The 16,760-nt window shown below is 64.2% G+C and carries 14 protein-coding genes; 13 read left to right on the forward strand and 1 reads right to left on the reverse strand.

Annotated features, from left to right (window positions below; genetic code table 11):
• Positions 1 to 5: 5 nt before the first annotated feature.
• The 13 genes from ndk (at position 6) to AC06E9_RS13170 (ending at position 14,959) form a co-directional block, all read left to right on the forward strand.
• The gene (gene ndk / locus AC06E9_RS13110; protein WP_008265389.1) at positions 6 to 431 is read left to right on the forward strand and encodes a nucleoside-diphosphate kinase; all 426 of its coding nucleotides are present in this window, start codon (positions 6 to 8) and stop codon (positions 429 to 431) included.
• A 10-nt stretch (positions 432 to 441) separates the two neighbouring features.
• Complete coding sequence (gene rlmN, locus AC06E9_RS13115) at positions 442 to 1,647, forward strand: dual-specificity RNA methyltransferase RlmN (RefSeq protein ID WP_152150567.1); 1,206 nt, start codon at positions 442 to 444, stop codon at positions 1,645 to 1,647.
• On the forward strand, positions 1,634 to 2,431 hold the full coding sequence (gene pilW / locus AC06E9_RS13120) for a type IV pilus biogenesis/stability protein PilW (RefSeq protein WP_152150569.1): 798 nt from the start codon (positions 1,634 to 1,636) through the stop codon (positions 2,429 to 2,431). The genes rlmN and pilW overlap by 14 nt, the downstream gene beginning before the upstream one ends.
• A 6-nt stretch (positions 2,432 to 2,437) precedes the next feature.
• Positions 2,438 to 3,301 carry a helix-turn-helix domain-containing protein gene (locus AC06E9_RS13125; protein WP_121042156.1) on the forward strand — a complete coding sequence of 288 codons (864 nt, stop codon included), beginning with the start codon at positions 2,438 to 2,440 and terminating at the stop codon, positions 3,299 to 3,301.
• A gap of 59 nt (positions 3,302 to 3,360) precedes the next feature.
• Entirely contained in the window at positions 3,361 to 3,999 is a 639-nt protein-coding gene (locus AC06E9_RS13130) for a YfgM family protein (protein WP_478056191.1), read from the forward strand.
• Complete coding sequence (bamB, locus tag AC06E9_RS13135) at positions 3,999 to 5,207, forward strand: outer membrane protein assembly factor BamB (RefSeq protein WP_121042158.1); 1,209 nt, start codon at positions 3,999 to 4,001, stop codon at positions 5,205 to 5,207. The genes AC06E9_RS13130 and bamB overlap by 1 nt, the downstream gene beginning before the upstream one ends.
• A gap of 12 nt (positions 5,208 to 5,219) precedes the next feature.
• Positions 5,220 to 6,611 (forward strand): ribosome biogenesis GTPase Der, encoded by a 1,392-nt coding sequence (der, locus tag AC06E9_RS13140; RefSeq protein ID WP_121042160.1) that lies wholly within the window; start codon positions 5,220 to 5,222, stop codon positions 6,609 to 6,611.
• A gap of 138 nt (positions 6,612 to 6,749) precedes the next feature.
• Positions 6,750 to 7,883 carry a molybdopterin-synthase adenylyltransferase MoeB gene (moeB, locus tag AC06E9_RS13145; RefSeq protein WP_478056192.1) on the forward strand — a complete coding sequence of 378 codons (1,134 nt, stop codon included), beginning with the start codon at positions 6,750 to 6,752 and terminating at the stop codon, positions 7,881 to 7,883.
• Positions 7,884 to 8,116: 233 nt separating this feature from the next.
• Positions 8,117 to 9,943 carry a monovalent cation:proton antiporter-2 (CPA2) family protein gene (locus AC06E9_RS13150; protein ID WP_121042164.1) on the forward strand — a complete coding sequence of 609 codons (1,827 nt, stop codon included), beginning with the start codon at positions 8,117 to 8,119 and terminating at the stop codon, positions 9,941 to 9,943.
• Between the two features lie 148 nt (positions 9,944 to 10,091).
• Complete coding sequence (gene folD / locus AC06E9_RS13155; protein WP_152150574.1) at positions 10,092 to 10,973, forward strand: bifunctional methylenetetrahydrofolate dehydrogenase/methenyltetrahydrofolate cyclohydrolase FolD; 882 nt, start codon at positions 10,092 to 10,094, stop codon at positions 10,971 to 10,973.
• Positions 10,974 to 11,240: 267 nt separating this feature from the next.
• A complete protein-coding gene (guaB, locus tag AC06E9_RS13160; protein WP_176989807.1) occupies positions 11,241 to 12,698 on the forward strand; it encodes an IMP dehydrogenase in 1,458 nt (485 codons plus the stop codon).
• A 35-nt stretch (positions 12,699 to 12,733) separates the two neighbouring features.
• Positions 12,734 to 14,299: a glutamine-hydrolyzing GMP synthase gene (gene guaA / locus AC06E9_RS13165; RefSeq protein WP_478056193.1), complete on the forward strand. Its 1,566-nt coding sequence runs from the start codon at positions 12,734 to 12,736 to the stop codon at positions 14,297 to 14,299.
• Positions 14,300 to 14,641: 342 nt separating this feature from the next.
• Entirely contained in the window at positions 14,642 to 14,959 is a 318-nt protein-coding gene (locus tag AC06E9_RS13170; protein ID WP_478056194.1) for a hypothetical protein, read from the forward strand.
• Positions 14,960 to 15,679: 720 nt separating this feature from the next.
• Here AC06E9_RS13170 and AC06E9_RS13175 read toward each other — a convergent pair.
• The coding region (locus tag AC06E9_RS13175; protein ID WP_478056195.1) for a hypothetical protein at positions 15,680 to 16,760 on the reverse strand (1,081 nt) is incomplete at its 5' end.

A 16,760-nucleotide genomic window follows, 5' to 3' on the forward strand; every position in this document is an offset into this window, starting at 1 on the left:
TTCCCATGGCGCTGGAGCGCACCCTTTCCATCATCAAGCCGGACGCCGTCGCCAAGAACGTCATCGGCGAAATCTACGCCCGCTTTGAAAAGGCCGGCCTGAAGGTCGTCGCCGCCAAGTACAAGCAGCTGTCGCGCCGTGAAGCCGAAGGCTTCTACGCCGTGCACCGCGAGCGTCCGTTCTTCAACGCGCTGGTCGAGTTCATGATCTCCGGCCCGGTGATGATCCAGGCGCTGGAAGGCGAGAACGCCGTGCTGGCCCACCGCGACCTGCTGGGCGCCACCAACCCGAAGGAAGCCGCCGCAGGCACCATCCGCGCCGACTTCGCTGAATCCATCGATGCCAATGCCGCCCACGGCTCGGACTCGGTTGAGAATGCCGCGATCGAAATCGCCTACTTCTTCGCCGCGACTGAAGTCGTCTCGCGCTGAGAGTGATGCCGTGAACGAGGTCGTACAGCCAACCGCCATCCCATCCGTGCTCGTCTCGAGCCCGGCTGTGGCCAAGCAGAACCTGCTCGACCTCGATCGCGAGGGTCTGGAGCGCTTCTTCGCCGAGACACTCGGCGAAGCGCGCTACCGTGCCCACCAGGTGATGAAGTGGATCCACCATCACTACGTCACCGATTTCGATGACATGACCGACCTCGGCAAGGCGTTGCGCGCCAAGCTCAAGCAGCATGCCGAGGTGCTGGTCCCGAACATCGTGTTCGACAAGCCCTCCGCCGATGGCACCCACAAGTGGCTGCTGGCCATGGGCACCGACGGCAAGAATGCGATCGAAGCGGTCTACATCCCGGACAAGAACCGCGGCACGCTGTGCGTGTCCTCGCAGGTCGGCTGCGCGCTGAACTGCACCTTCTGCTCGACCGCCACCCAGGGCTTCAACCGCAACCTGTCCACCGCCGAGATCATCGGCCAGGTGTGGGTCGCGGCGCGCCATCTGGGCAACATCCCACACAAGCAGCGTCGTCTCACCAACGTGGTGATGATGGGCATGGGCGAGCCGTTGATGAATTTCGACAACGTCGTGCGCGCCATGAGCGTGATGCGCGACGATCTGGGCTACGGCCTGGCCAACAAGCGCGTGACGCTGTCCACCTCCGGCCTGGTGCCGCAGATCGACCGCCTCTCCACCGAGAGCGACGTGTCGCTGGCGGTGTCGCTGCATGCGCCCAACGATGCACTGCGCGAGACCCTGGTCCCGCTCAACAAGAAGTACCCGATCGTCGAGCTGATGGCCTCGTGCGCACGCTACCTGCGCGCCAACAAGCGCCGCGAATCGGTCACCTTCGAATACACCCTGATGAAGGGCATCAATGACCAGCCCGAGCACGCCCGCCAGCTGGCGCGGCTGATGCGCCAGTTCGACAACGCCGTGCAGGCCTCGAACGCGGGCAAGGTCAACCTGATTCCGTTCAATCCATTCCCGGGCACGCGCTATGAGCGCTCCGGCGAAACCGACATCCGCGCCTTCCAGAAGATCCTGCTCGATGCGAAGGTGCTGACGATGGTGCGACGCACCCGTGGCGACGACATCGACGCCGCCTGTGGCCAGCTCAAGGGCCAGGTCATGGATCGCACGCGCCGCCAGGCCGAGTTCAATAAAACGCTGCAGGACGGGAAAGGCCGGGATGCCGCTGCCTGATTGCCGATTGCCAGCCGTTGTTTTCCTCGCGCTGGCAGTGGTCGGCTGTGGCAAGCAAGGCATCAAACCGCCGTCCGGTCCCCTCGAGGTCGCGCCGACCTATGAGGCCCGGGACAACCCCGAGATCCGCAAACGCGTGAACTACCAGGACCAGATGGTCCTGGCCGGCGAGTCGCTGCGCGCGGGTGCCCCGGATGCCGCCGAGAAGCGGGTGCGGGCGGCCATGAAGATCGATGCGCGGCGTCCCGAGGCCTACATGCTGCTGGCAGCCATCGCCGCCCAGCGCGGCAACCAGGCCGAAGCGGGTCAGCTGTACGCCAAGGCCGCCGAGCTGGGCCCGGAGCGCGGCGACGTCCTCAACAATTATGGCGCGTGGCTATGTGCTCATGGCCGGCCGGCCGAGTCGCTGGTCTGGTTCGACCGGGCGCTGCAGGCGCCGGGCTACACCACCCCGGCGTCCGCCCTGGCCAATGCCGGTGGCTGTGCACTGGACGCCGGCCAGCCCGAACGGGCCGTGCCGGACCTGCGACGGGCACTTGAGATAGATCCCGTCAATGCCTATGCGCTCGAGTCGATGGCCCGCAACGAGTACGCCCAAGGGCGCTATTTCGAGGCCCGGGCCTTTTCGCAACGGCGTTTGACGGCTGCACCGGCCACACGTTCCGTGTTACAACTTGCCTCTCAAATCGAGGCGCGGCTTGGCGACAGCGTGGCATCCGGTCGCTATCTGCAGCGAATTCATGAGGAATTTCCGCAGGATGCGGCACCTAATCCCCGGGGTTGAAGCATTGTGATTGATGACCAGACTGTGAACGCTTTTGATACTGCGGCCGGTTGCGGAGCTCGTCTTCGCCAGGCCCGGGAAGCGGCCGGACTGACCCTGGAGGCGGTGGGGCAGCAGCTGCACATGCCCGTTCAGGTACTCAAGTCCCTCGAAGAAGAACAGTGGCAGCGCCTCGGCGCGCCGGTCTTCGTGCGCGGCCAGCTGCGCAGTTATGCCCGTCTGCTGAAGGTGGACATCGGCGAGATCCTCGAGCAGGCGCATATCGGGCCGATCGTGCCACCGCAACTGGTCAGCCACACCCATACCCCGCGGGCCCGGCGCATTGCCGAGAGCCTGGGGCGTCGTGTCCTGTATGTCGGCATCACCGCGGTTCTGGCCGTGCCGGTCTGGTTTGCCACCCGTGGCCATTTCGATGGCACGGCGACCACCCCGAACACCGCCTCGCTGGATGTGATCCCGGCGGCGGTACCAGTGGCCGGTGGCGACACCCCGGACCCGGCCGCACCGGCGGCGGTCGAAGCGGCCAAGCCCTCGGCACCGGCGGCGCCGTATCTGGCATCGCTGACCCCGGTTCCGCGTCCGGCCGCTGCGCCGGCACCACAGGCCGGCGCGCTGAGCCTGCAGTTCAAAGGCGACAGCTGGGTGGATATTTCCGGGCCCGACGGCACCACCGTCGAAAAGGCCCTGATCAAGTCGGGCGAGACCCGCAGCTTCGCGCCAGGCCAGGTGGCCCGCATGGTGCTGGGCAATGCATCGGCGGTTGAGGTTCAGCAGGCCGGCACTATCGTCGACCTTTCGCCGTACCAGCGAGCCAACGTGGCACGCTTTACGGTATCCTCTGACGGCTCCGTGGTCCCAGTTTCGCACTGAACCGCGTTTCCCCAATCCAATTCAAATAGCTCCTCCTCATGGGCGGGGCGAGAGTACGCATGGCGATCGACGACCTGCTCGACGAGCACGAACAAAGTGAACGCGTCCGCGGCTGGCTGCGGAAGAATGGTGTCAGCATCCTTGCTGGCGTAGCCATCGCGATCGGTGGCATCTGGGGCTGGAAAGAATGGCAGACCCGGCACAGCAACAGCCTGGCCGGCGCCAACGTCCAATACCAGATCGTCCTCAAGAGCCTGGAAGAAAAGGATCTGGAGCAGGCCGCCAAGGGTGTGAAGGACCTGGAAAGCGGCAAGGCCAACATCTATGCCGATCTGGCCGCGTTGCAGCTGGCCAGGGCCCAGGTCGATGCCGGCAAGAACGAAGATGCGCTGGCGACCCTGCGCGCGATCAAGGCCGACCCCGAATTCAAGCCGGTGATCGAGCAGCGCGTTGCGCGCCTGCTGGTGGCCACCGGCAAGACCGAGGATGCGATCAAGCAGCTCGGCACCGCAACCGACAGCGCCAGCCTGGAAATCCATGGCGACGCACTGATGGCGCAGGGCAAGCGTGATGCCGCCCGCGAGCAGTATGAGAAGGCGCTCAAGACGCTGGACGTGGCAGCGCCCCAGCGGCGCCTGCTGGAAACCAAGTTGACGGATGCCGGTGGCACCGTCACCGATCCTGCGGAGTCGGTGTAATGAATCAGATGGTCATGATCAAGCGCGTTGCCACGGTTGCCCTGTTGGGCATGGCCCTGACCGGCTGCAGCACGATGAAGGGCTGGTTCGCCGGCAAAGATGCCGCGGCCAAGAAGGCACTGGAACCGGCCGAGCTGGTCAAGTTCGATGCCACCGCCAAGGTCGACAAGATCTGGACGGCCAACGTCGGCAAGGGTGAAAAGCGCATCGGTGTCCGTCAGGGCCCGGTGGTCGCCGATGGTCGCGTGTACGCGGCCGCCATCTACGGTGGCGTGCATGCCATCGACCTGCAGACCGGCAAGAAGATCTGGACCTACGAACCTGCCAAGGTGAAGAAGCAGCCCAAGCTGCGTCTGTCCGGTGGCCCGGGCGTGGGTGACGGCCTGGTCGTCATCGGCACGCTGGATGGCGAAGTCATCGCGTTGAACGCGGCCGACGGCACTGAGAAGTGGCGTGCCAAGGTGCCGGGTGAAGTGATCTCCGCGCCGGCCGTGGGCCAGGGCATGGTGTTCGTGCGCAGCAACGACGGTCGCGTGACCGGTCTGGATGCCGAGAATGGCACCCAGCGCTGGTTCAACCCGCGCGAGCTGCCGGCACTGACCGTGCGTGGCAACGCGCCGGTCGTCACCGGCCCGGGCGTGCTGTTCATCGGCAACGACGACGGCTCCATCGCCGCGCTGGCCATGCAGGACGGCCGCACGCTGTGGGACCAGATGGTCGGCAACGGCGAAGGCCGTACCGAGCTGGACCGCATGGCCGATATCGACGGCGCCCCGGTGCTGGAAGGCAATACGCTGTTCGTCAGCAGTTTCAAGAACCAGACCATGGCGATCGAAGGCCCGACCGGCCGTCCGCTGTGGGCACGTGATCATGGCGGCGCCGGTGGCGTGGCCCTGACCTCGAGCAATGTGTTCGTCACCGACAACAAGGGCGGCGTGTTCGGCCTGGACAAGGCCAGCGGTTCGGCCATGTGGTCGCAGACGGGCCTGGCCCGTCGTTCGCTGACCGGTCCGGTCATCCACGGCGATTACGTTGTGGTCGGTGATTACAAGGGGTATCTGCACTGGTTGCGGACCGATAACGGTGAGTTCGCGGCGCGCGCCAAGAGTGGCGGCGACGCCCTCCTGGCACAGCCGGTAGCTGCCGATGGGATTCTGCTGGTGCAGAACGTTGATGGAAAGCTGACCGCGTTCCGGTTGGCACAATAAGGAGTTACCGCGATGCTGCCCTTGGTCGCCCTGGTTGGACGGCCGAATGTCGGCAAGTCCACGCTGTTCAATGCGTTTACCCGTACGCGCGACGCGCTGGTCCATGACCAGCCCGGCGTGACCCGGGACCGTAATTACGGTGTTTGTCGTCTTGATGAAGACCACCCGTTCCTGGTGGTCGATACCGGCGGTATCGCCGGTGAAGAAGAAGGTCTGGCCGGTGCTACCGCCCGCCAGGCCCGCGCCGCCGCCGCCGAGGCGGACCTGATCCTGTTCGTGGTCGATGCCCGTGAGGGCCCGATGGACGACGAGATCCTGTCCTGGCTGCGCAGACTGGCTCGTCCGACCCTGCTGTTGATCAACAAGATCGATGGCATGAACGAAGACACCGTGCGTTCGGAATTTGCCCGTTACGGCTTCAGCGAAATGCTGACCGTCTCGGCCGCGCACCGCCAGGGCCTGGATGATCTGCTGGACGAGGTCGTGGAACGGTTGCCGGAAGAGGGCACCACCGAGACCCTGGACACCGATCCGAACCGCATTCGCATCGCCTTCGTCGGCCGCCCTAACGTGGGCAAGTCGACGCTGGTCAATCGTCTGCTCGGCGAAGAGCGCATGATCGCCTCCGAAGTGCCCGGTACCACCCGTGATTCGATCGCGGTGGACATGGAGCGCGACGGGCGTGAGTACCGCCTGATCGATACCGCCGGCCTGCGTCGCAAGGCGCGTGTCGAGGAAGTGGTCGAGAAGTTCAGCGTCATCAAGACCCTGCAGGCGATCGAGCAGTGCCAGGTTGCGGTGCTGATGCTCGATGCCTCCGAAGGCGTGACCGATCAGGATGCCAGCGTGCTCGGTGCGGTGCTCGATGCCGGCCGTGCGCTGGTGGTGGCGATCAACAAGTGGGATGGCCTGACCGACTACCAGCGCGAGCAGGCCGAAGCCCTGGTGTCGCGCAAGCTCGGCTTCGTGCCGTGGGCGGAAGTGGTGCGCATCTCGGCCAAGCACGGCTCGGGCCTGCGTGAGCTGTTCCGCTGCATCCACGCCGCGCATGCCTCGGCCACGCACGAATTCAGCACCAGCGAAGTCAACAAGGCGCTGGAAACGGCCTACGAGACCAACCCGCCGCCGGCGATCCGTGGTCACGTGTCCAAGCTGCGCTACGTGCATCCGGGCGGTTCCAACCCGCCGACCTTCATCGTCCACGGCACCCGTCTGAAAGACCTGCCGGAGTCGTACAAGCGCTATCTGGAGAACTTCTTCCGCAAGCGCTTCAAGCTGGTCGGCACGCCCGTGCAGTTCATCTTCCGCGAGGGTGTGAACCCGTACGAAGGCAAAAAGAACGTGCTCACCGAACGTCAGCTCAAGCGCAAGCGGCGCTTGATCAAGCACGTCAAGGGCAAGTGATGCAAAGAAGAGCCGGCGCAAGCCGGCTCTTTTCATTGGCGCGGCCGGCCAGTGGCCGCACGCAGCCGTAGTGCCGGCCGCTGGCCGGCAACCCGGACAAACCGACCGCCGGCGCGCACGTGCGCGATAATCCTCCGCATGAGCATCCCCGAACTCACCCCGGTGCAGGCCCGCGAACGGCTCGCCCACGGCGCGCTGCTGATCGACATTCGTGAGGCACACGAACGTGCCATCGGCATGGCCGAAGGTGCGCTCGGCATCGCCAAGGGCGATCTCCAGGCCGAAGCCAGCACGCACCTGCCGGCGATCGACCGCGAGGTCGTCCTGATCTGTCAGAGCGGCAAGCGCTCGATGCAGGCCGCGGCCTTCCTGGCCGGCCTCGGCTACACCCGCATCGCCTCCGTGCACGGTGGCACCACCGCGTGGCGCGCCGATGGCTTGCCGCTGGTGCAGCCGATGCAGAGTGATGCCGAGCGCGACTTCAACGAACGTTACTCGCGCCATCTGCTGCTGCCGCAGGTGGGTGTCGAGGGCCAGAAGACGCTGCTGGCCTCGCGCGTGCTGGTGCTGGGCGCGGGCGGTCTGGGTGCACCGGCCAGCTTCTACCTGGCCGCGGCCGGGGTAGGGCACCTGCGCATCGCCGACGACGATGTGGTGGACCGCAGCAACCTGCACCGGCAGATCATCCATACCGACGCCAGCGTCGGCGAGCCCAAGGTGCTCTCGGCCCGCGCACGCCTGCTCGCACTCAATCCTTCGCTGGACGTGGAGGCCGTGCAGGCACGGGTTACCTCGGACAACATCGATGCGCTGCTCGACGGGGTCGACGTGGTCCTGGATGGCTCGGACAACTTCCCGCTGCGTTATCTGCTCAACGATGCCTGCCTCCAGCACGGCATTCCGCTGGTGTATGGCGCTGTGGAGCGCTTCACCGGGCAGGTCAGCGTGTTCGATGCCGGCCGCCAGCGCGGCGCCGCGCCGTGCTACCGCTGCCTGTTCCCCGAGCCGCCGCCGCCCGAGTTCGCGCCCAACTGCTCGGAGGCGGGGGTTCTCGGCGTGCTGCCGGGGATGGTCGGTCTGCTGCAGGCGACCGAAGTGCTCAAGCTGCTGCTTGGCATTGGCGAGCCGTTGATCGGCCGCCTGCTGACCTTCGACGCGCTGGGCATGCGCTTCCGCGAGACGCGGCTCAGGCCCGACCCGGATTGCCCGCTGTGCGCGCCCGGGCGCGCATTTCCGGGCTACATCGATTACGCGGCGTTCTGCAGCGGCTGAGGGGCCGCGTAGATCCACGCCATGCGTGGAGGTCGTTGGCGAGGCCGCCGGGTGAGCGCAGCTACGCGTGGCGTGGCTCTACAGCTGGGTTCGGTCGCGATTTCGGGATGATCTGGCATCCAGATTCAACATCGTTCTGAATTCAGTACGATAAAACGCAGCATCCGCGCTACTGCCCTTCAGCGCTTTGCCCTATCGTTGACCCATCTTGTGCAGTCCGGGGAAACAACCGCATGGCGGTGGAAGCAGGTGCCAGTGAACTGGTGAAAGTGGTCGCCCTGCTGGGTGCGGCTGTGGTCATGGTGCCGCTGTTCCGCCGGCTCGGGCTGGGCTCGGTGCTGGGCTATTTCGCCGCGGGCCTGGCCATCGGCCCGTTCGGGTTCGGCTGGTTCTCCGATCCGCAGGCCATCCTGCATACCGCCGAGCTGGGCGTGGTGATGTTCCTGTTCGTGATCGGCCTGGAGATGCGGCCCTCGCACCTGTGGAGTCTGCGCAACGAGATCTTCGGCCTGGGCACGCTGCAGATCGTGGTCTGCGGCGCGGTGCTGACCGGCGTGTGCATGCTGCTCGGCTTCCCGTTGCCGGTGGCCTTCATCGGCGCCGCCGGGTTCGTGTTGACCTCCACCGCAGTGGTGATGCAACTGCTCGCCGAACGTGGCGACATCGCGCTGCCGACCGGCCAGAAGATCGTCTCGATCCTGCTGTTCGAAGATCTGCTGATCGTGCCGCTGTTGGCGGTGGTCGCGTTCATGGCGCCGGTGCACAGCGACGCGGGCGAGAGCTCGCGCTGGGTCACCGTCGGTATCGCCGCCGGTGCGATCGTCGGCCTGGTGCTGGTCGGCCGCTTCCTGCTCAATCCGCTGTTCCGCATCCTTGCCGCCGCCAAAGCGCGCGAGGTGATGACGGCCGCTGCCCTGCTGGTCGTGCTCGGCGCCGCGCTGCTGATGCAGCTGGGTGGCTTGTCGATGGCGATGGGTGCGTTCCTCGCGGGCGTGCTGCTCAGCGAATCCACCTTCCGCCACCAGATTGAAGCGGACATCGAGCCGTTCCGCGGCATCCTGCTCGGCCTGTTCTTCCTCAGCGTCGGTATGGCGCTGGACCTCACCGTGGTCGCCAACAACTGGCCGCTGATCGTCTCCGGCGTATTCGCGCTGATGTTTGCCAAGGCAATCTGCATCTACGTGGTCGCGCGCATCCTCGGCAGTGATCATCGCCAGGCGCTGGACCGTGGCGTGGTAATGGCGCAGGGCGGCGAGTTCGCCTTCGTGCTGTTCTCCGCCGCGGCGGTGGCGGGTGTGATCGACGTGCAGGTCAACGCCAACCTCACCGCGATCGTGGTGCTTTCGATGGCACTGACACCGCTGTTCGTGCTGCTGCACGACAAGCTGATGCCGGACCGTGAAGTCTCACTCGATGGCGTCGAAGAAGCCGACGGCCTGTCCGGCAGCGTGCTGCTGATCGGCTTTGGTCGCTTCGGCCAGGTGGCGAGTCAGTCGCTGCTGGCGCGCGATGTGGATGTGACCATCATCGACAACGACATCGAGATGATCCAGAGCGCCGAGAAGTTCGGCTTCAAGATCTACTACGGCGATGGCACGCGTCTGGATGTGCTGCATGCTTCCGGCGCGGGTGTCGCGCGGGCGATCGCGGTGTGCGTCAACGACAGTGCGCAGGCCGATCGCATCGTCGAACTGGTCGCGCACGAATTCCCGCAGGCCAAGCTGCTGGTGCGCTCGTTCGATCGCGAACACTCACTGCGCCTGATACACGCCGGTGTCGATTTCCAGATCCGCGAAACCTTTGAATCCGCGGTGGCCTTCGGTGAGGCTGCGCTGATCGAGCTCGGCCTGGACGAAGAAGATGCCGCGACCATCGCGCGCGAGATCCGCCGCCGCGATGCCGAGCGTTTCGAGCTGGAAATGGCCGGTGGTGGGCTGATCGCCGGCGCGCACATGGTCTACGGCAGTTCCCTGCCGGGCGTGCCGACGCCCACGCCGTTCACCGCGCCCAAGCGCAAGGCGCGCACGCTCAACGCGGATGAGTTGCCCGAAGAAGAATGAGGATCCGGTCGTGCCGGCCGCTGGCCGGCAACCCGGTGGCGCTGCCCGGGCGATCGTGGCTGCCGGCCAGCGGCCGGCACTACTGGTGGGCGGGGCGGGCCGAATCGGGGACAATAGACGACCGTCGCCCCCACGCCTGCCGCCCTCGATGAGCTCACCGACTTCCGACACCGCTTCTTCCGCCCGCATTCTCGACGGCCGCCGCATCGCCGAAGACCTGCTGGACAGCCTCAAGGTCCGGGTCGATGCCCGCCTGGCTGCCGGTGGCAGCCGTCCGGGCCTGGCCGTGGTGCTGGTGGGTGGCGACCCTGCCTCGACCGTGTACGTACGCAACAAGCGCCGCGCGGCTGAGAAAGTGGGCATCGAAGCCTTCGATTACGACCTGCCGGCCGGCACCACCGAGGCCGAGCTGCTGACGTTGATCGATCAGCTCAACGCCGATCCCAAGATCCACGGCATCCTGGTGCAGCTGCCGCTGCCGGGCATCCCGGACGCCAATCGCCTGATCCACCGGATCGACCCGCGCAAGGACGTGGACGGCTTCCACCCGGAAAACGTCGGCCATCTGGCCCTGCGCGAGTTCGGCCTGCGCCCGTGCACCCCACGCGGCATCGTGACCCTGCTGGGCCACACCGATCAGCCGGTGCGCGGCCGCAACGCCACCATTGTCGGCGTCAGCAACCACGTCGGCCGCCCGATGGGCCTGGAGCTGCTGATCGCCGGCTGCACCGTGACCAGCTGCCACAAGTTCACCCCCAAGGACGTGCTGGAGCAGTCGGTGCGCAACGCCGACATCCTGGTGGTCGCCGTGGGCCGCCCGGGCATCGTCCCGGGTGAATGGGTCAAGCCGGGCGCGGTGGTGATCGACGTGGGCATCAACCGCCTGGATGACGGCCGCCTGGTGGGTGACGTCGGCTTCGAGGCGGCCGCCCAGCGCGCCAGCTGGATCACCCCGGTCCCGGGCGGGGTAGGGCCGATGACCGTGGCGACCCTGATGCAGAATACGATCGAGGCAGCTGAAGCCTTCTGACCCAGGTAGTGCCGGCCGCTGGTCGGCAGCCCGTAAAGCTTCCCGGTAGTGCCGGCCGCTGGCCGGCAACCTCATGGGGTACGGCGGGGCTACATGGGAGCCGGCCAGCGGCCGGCACTACCGCTGGTTGCTTTGGCGGATTCATCGGTCGCCTTCCACCGTCCTGAACCGACGTTTGCCGGCGCGACACAGCGTCGCACCTGCCCCCTGCCAATGACGCCCGAATCAGGGTAAAATGTCGCGCTTCCCCACATCTCGGGTATGCCGATGCTGCGCATCCAGGCTGAAGCTCTCACCTACGACGACGTCTCCCTCGTCCCCGCTCATTCCATCATCCTGCCCAAGGATGTCAGTCTGGAAACGCGCCTGACGCGCGACCTGCGGCTGAAGCTTCCGATCCTCTCGGCTGCCATGGATACCGTCACCGAAGCCCGCCTGGCCATCGCCATGGCCCAGCTCGGCGGCATGGGCATCATCCACAAGAATCTGAGCGTCGAGCAGCAGGCTGCCGAAGTCGCCAAGGTCAAGAAGTTCGAGGCCGGCGTCATCCGCGACCCGATCACCGTCGGCCCGGAAACCACCATCCGCGACGTGCTGGCCCTGACCCAGGCGCGCAACATCTCCGGCGTGCCGGTAGTGGACGGCGGCGGCCAGCTGGTCGGCATCGTCACCCACCGTGACATGCGCTTTGAGACCGAGCTGGACGATCCGGTCCGCCACATCATGACCAAGAAGGATCGACTGATCACGGTCAAGGAAGGCGCGGCCTCGGATGAAGTGCTGCAGCTGCTGCACCGCAACCGCATCGAGAAGATCCTGGTCGTCAACGATGAGTTCGCCCTGCGCGGCCTGATCACCGTCAAGGACATCCAGAAGAACACCGATTACCCGAACGCCGCCAAGGACACCGCCACCCGCCTGCTGGTCGGCGCGGCCGTCGGCGTCGGTGGCGATACCGACCGCCGGGTCGAGGCGCTGGTCGCCGCCGGGGTGGACGTGCTGGTGGTCGACACCGCGCACGGCCACTCGCAGGGCGTGCTGGACCGCGTCAGCTGGGTCAAGAAGCACTTCCCGCAGGTGCAGGTCGTCGGTGGCAACATCTGCACCGGTGAAGCCGCACTGGCACTGCTGGACAGCGGCGCGGACGCGGTCAAGGTCGGCATCGGCCCGGGCTCGATCTGCACCACGCGCGTCGTCGCCGGTGTCGGCGTGCCGCAGATCACCGCGATCGACCTGGTCGCCGAAGCGCTGCAGGACCGCATCCCGCTGATCGCCGACGGTGGCATCCGCTACTCGGGCGACATCGGCAAGGCGCTCGCCGCTGGTGCCTCCACCATCATGATCGGTGGCCTGCTGGCCGGTACCGAGGAATCGCCCGGCGAGACCGAGCTGTTCCAGGGCCGCTCCTACAAGAGCTACCGCGGCATGGGCTCGCTGGCCGCGATGGAGAAGGGGTCCAAGGACCGCTACTTCCAGGACGCCTCCAGCGCCGACAAGCTGGTGCCAGAAGGCATCGAAGGCCGCGTGCCGTATCGCGGCCCGGTTGGCGGCATCATCCACCAGCTGATGGGCGGCCTGCGCGCCACCATGGGCTACGTGGGCTGCGGCACCGTCGATGACATGCGCACCAAGCCGAAGTTCGTCAAGATCAGCGGCGCCGGCCAACGTGAGAGCCACGTCCACGACGTGCAGATCACCAAAGAGCCGCCGAACTACCGCGCCTGATGCGGTGTATTCCCCTTCTGCATTGCCCGGGCACCATGACCAACATCCATAACGACAAGATCCTCATCCTCGATTTCGGCGCCCAGTACACCCAGCTGATCGCGCGCCGCATCCGCGAGCTCGGCGTGTACTGCGAGATCTGGGCATGGGACCACAACCCGGCCGATATCGCCGCGTTCGGCGCCAAGGGCATCATCCTGTCCGGTGGCCCGGAATCGACCACGCTGCCGGGCGCGCCTGCCGCACCGCAGGAAGTGTTCGACAGCGGCCTGCCGATCTTCGGCATCTGCTACGGCATGCAGACCCTGGCCGCCCAGCTCGGTGGTGCCACCGAAGCGGCCGACCAGCGTGAATTCGGCCATGCCGAAGTCAACGTCGTGCACCCGGATGCGCTGTTCAAGGGCCTGAGCGACCACGGTGGCGAGCCGAAGTTGAACGTCTGGATGAGCCACGGCGACCACGTCTCTGTCGCGCCCCCGGGCTTCACCGTCACCGCCGTGACCGATCGCATCCCGGTGGCCGCGATGGCCAACGAAGAGAAGCGCTGGTACGGCGTGCAGTTCCACCCGGAAGTGACCCACACCCTGCAGGGCCAGGCGCTGTTGCGCCGCTTCGTGGTGGATGTGTGCGGCTGCGAAACCCTGTGGACCGCCGCCAACATCATCGACGACCAGATCGCCCGCGTGCGCGAGCAGGTCGGCGATGACGAAGTGATCCTGGGCCTGTCCGGCGGTGTCGATTCGTCCGTCGTGGCCGCGCTGCTGCACAAGGCGATCGGCGACAAGCTGACCTGCGTGTTCGTCGATACCGGCCTGCTGCGCTGGCAGGAAGGCGACCAGGTGATGGCGATGTTCGCCGAGCACATGGGCGTCAAGGTGATCCGCGTCAACGCGGCCGACCGCTACTTCGCCAAGCTGGAAGGCGTGAGCGATCCGGAAGCCAAGCGCAAGATCATCGGCAACCTGTTCGTGGATATCTTCGATGAAGAATCCACCAAACTGAAAAACGCCAAGTGGCTGGCGCAGGGCACCATCTACCCGGACGTGATCGAGTCGGCCGGCAGCAAGACCGGCAAGGCGCATGTGATCAAGAGCCACCACAACGTGGGCGGCCTGCCGGAGCACATGAAGCTGGGCCTGGTGGAGCCGCTGCGTGAGCTGTTCAAGGACGAAGTGCGTCGCCTCGGCGTCGAACTCGGCCTGCCGCGCAGCATGGTCTACCGCCACCCGTTCCCGGGCCCGGGCTTGGGCGTGCGTATCCTGGGCGAAGTGAAGCGTGAGTACGCCGAACTGCTGGCCAAGGCCGATGCGATCTTCATCGACGAACTGCGCAAGGCCGATCTGTACGACAAGACCAGCCAGGCGTTTGCGGTGTTCCTGCCGGTGAAGTCGGTGGGCGTGGTCGGTGATGCGCGTGCGTATGAGTGGGTGATCGCGCTGCGTGCGGTGGAGACCATCGATTTCATGACGGCGCATTGGGCGCACCTGCCGTATGACTTCCTGGGGACGGTGAGCAACCGGATCATCAATGAGTTGCGGGGGGTGTCGCGGGTGGTTTATGACATCTCGGGGAAGCCGCCGGCGACTATTGAGTGGGAATGAGTTGAACGAACGAGGGCGCCGAGAGGCGCCCTTGTTGTTTGCCGTGCGTGCTCACGCGTTCCCCGTCGACACGGCAATGGCCTAGACTCAGTATTGAGCGGTCGTGCCCTGGGCGCAGTTTGCACAATCCACCGATTCCTCGGAATCGCGCAATGGGAAGTCGCCGCGTAGCATTTTTTTGGCGAGGAGCAGAAACCAGTCTGAGGTAGACCGTCGCTAAAACTTCTCAGCGTCCGCATTTGGCCGAAAGCGGACGTGCTTGCGACAGACGACGCGACCAAGGATGCTAGAGTCCGCTTTCGACCCAAACGGGCCTAGGTGACGCGCAAAGGAACCTATTGCATGGCTTTAGAGCTTAGATACTTCTTTGACCCGGGTAGTGGGATTTGCCTTTGGGCGCACAATGATGAGGCTCGTGAGCGATTTGGCTATCCGGTTGAACACTGGACACTTCCGCTGTCCGAGAACACCAGGCGATGGCTCAGCTACCTCATTGCCTGGTTTGACACGTCGATAGACTGGTCATCACCGGGCGACTCCGACGACCGCTGGTCAGCCGATGAGGTCGGACGGTCCCGAGAGGCATCTATTCGAGGTGCTGCTCTCGTCCGCGAAGAGCTGGAGGGCATTGGTTTCTTAATCATCGAGGAGCGAGCATGAGCGTACGCTTCTGGCCGATAGCTGACATGAGGACCCCCTGAGAAACTCGACCAGTGCTATCGACTCAGAGGATGCCGGGTATTCATGGGATAATCTGTCCCGCGCGTTCAAATATTGAGTGGCTAGGTGCCAATGTCCGTCTTCGAGTTCAGGGCAAGGTGGAAGGAAGAATTGGTCTGCACGGGGCCGGGCGGCACGTTCGTGCTTGAGTTGCCAATGGGAACTCTTACTGCCTACCTCCCAACTGAAGATGCGTTCAAGAGAGCGGCGCCCTCATGGGCCGAGCACCTTTGGCCGGAGCTTAGAGGTGAGCTTGCACAGTGGTGCGTAACCAACAAGGCGCAACTGATCATAGACCCGACAGCAGGAGTCTACTAATTGATCGCAGCAGTCAAACGCCAAGGTGGTTGTTGATAGTCGGACGACGTCTTGGATGTCTGCTTCTGGCCGGAAGCGGACGTTGGCCAAACGGTGTCAGGCCCGGCCACTCAATGGCGGCCGGGCCTTCCAATGCCGCTCAGACTTCGGACTTGCGATGCTCAGCAGGGGCCGGAGGAACCTGACCCCAGCACGCGCTCAAGCCACTCCGCGCCATAGCGGAAGATCTCAGTGGCGACGCCACCCAGCGGATGGAACTCGGGCCGACGCCCGCCCAGTGCGCCGCGCAGCTGACCAGCAAGAGAGATAGCATCAGCACCGAACTCTAAGCCAGTCCACTACTCAGGATGGGGGGGCGTCGATGCCAAACCATTTTGGGATGGCACATAAAACCAAGTTTGCTTCTTCTGGTCGTTCTTCTGCCCATTTTTGCAGAATGCGGGAGTAGTGCGCATAGGTGTCCAAATGATGACTCTTGATTTGAGTCGTAGGCGTACAGCGCTCAATGTGCTGCCAGTACTCTGGTTTAACCTTCAAAAGACAAAAGAACAGGGCAAGCCTGATGCCATCCTTTGCGGTCATTTTTTCAAATCTCAATAGCACCATCCAATAAAGCGGGAACCATACAAGGTAGAAAGGAATGTTGGTAAGCGACTCGCTCTCAACCCCCTCGTGCGCGAAACTGTGACGTGCTTCTCTAATGGATTCAATTTGCTTCGTCACCGTGTCCTGTAGCACTTCGCGACTCGGGATGATGAGTGTTGTGAGACGGCGCACTGTGGCGTCCGCCTCTGCCAGCTGATTGAGCCTTAGAAAGGCCATTTCAAAAAATTCAGGTATGAATTTTATCAGCGGATTCTTGCGAAATTTAATTTTTGCCAATACCTCAATGCTGGCCCTTGCCAGAACTGGCTTGTCTATGCTGTTGTGAAGTGAATAAGTACTCCAGCACCTGTTGTATAGTCTCATGGCGGCGAGGTGGCTCTCTTCAGAAGTTCCATCGCTCAAGTAGTCTACATAGTCAAAATCCGAAGCCCTTAGTCTAATCGGCTGCAATTTCAATGATATGCGAGAACTGTAGTAGGCTTTAAGTGACTTTGAAAAGTTGTACATTCCATTTGAAAAGTGAACCTTGTGTTCAAAGGCGGGGTCTTCATTTGGCTCGATGCATCTAAAGCACTCAAATGTTTCGCTTGAGACATACCCATCCACGCTCGTGGCATGGTTAGGGTTTTGAAGGAAGTAGCTGAATTTCAATCGCTCCAGTGCGATCAGTATATTTCTATCAATCTCCTGCGTGTAGCAATCGCCGCTCTTGAATTCATTGAATTCAACCAGTGATCCGGTGCCATCAAAGACGTCCGTCGGCAGGAGGTGGCTGTATTGCTTGTCTTTTAGAAATGGAGTGATGGTGAAGTCGCTC

Source organism: Stenotrophomonas sp. Steno-Z10-BAI, assembly GCF_056393115.1.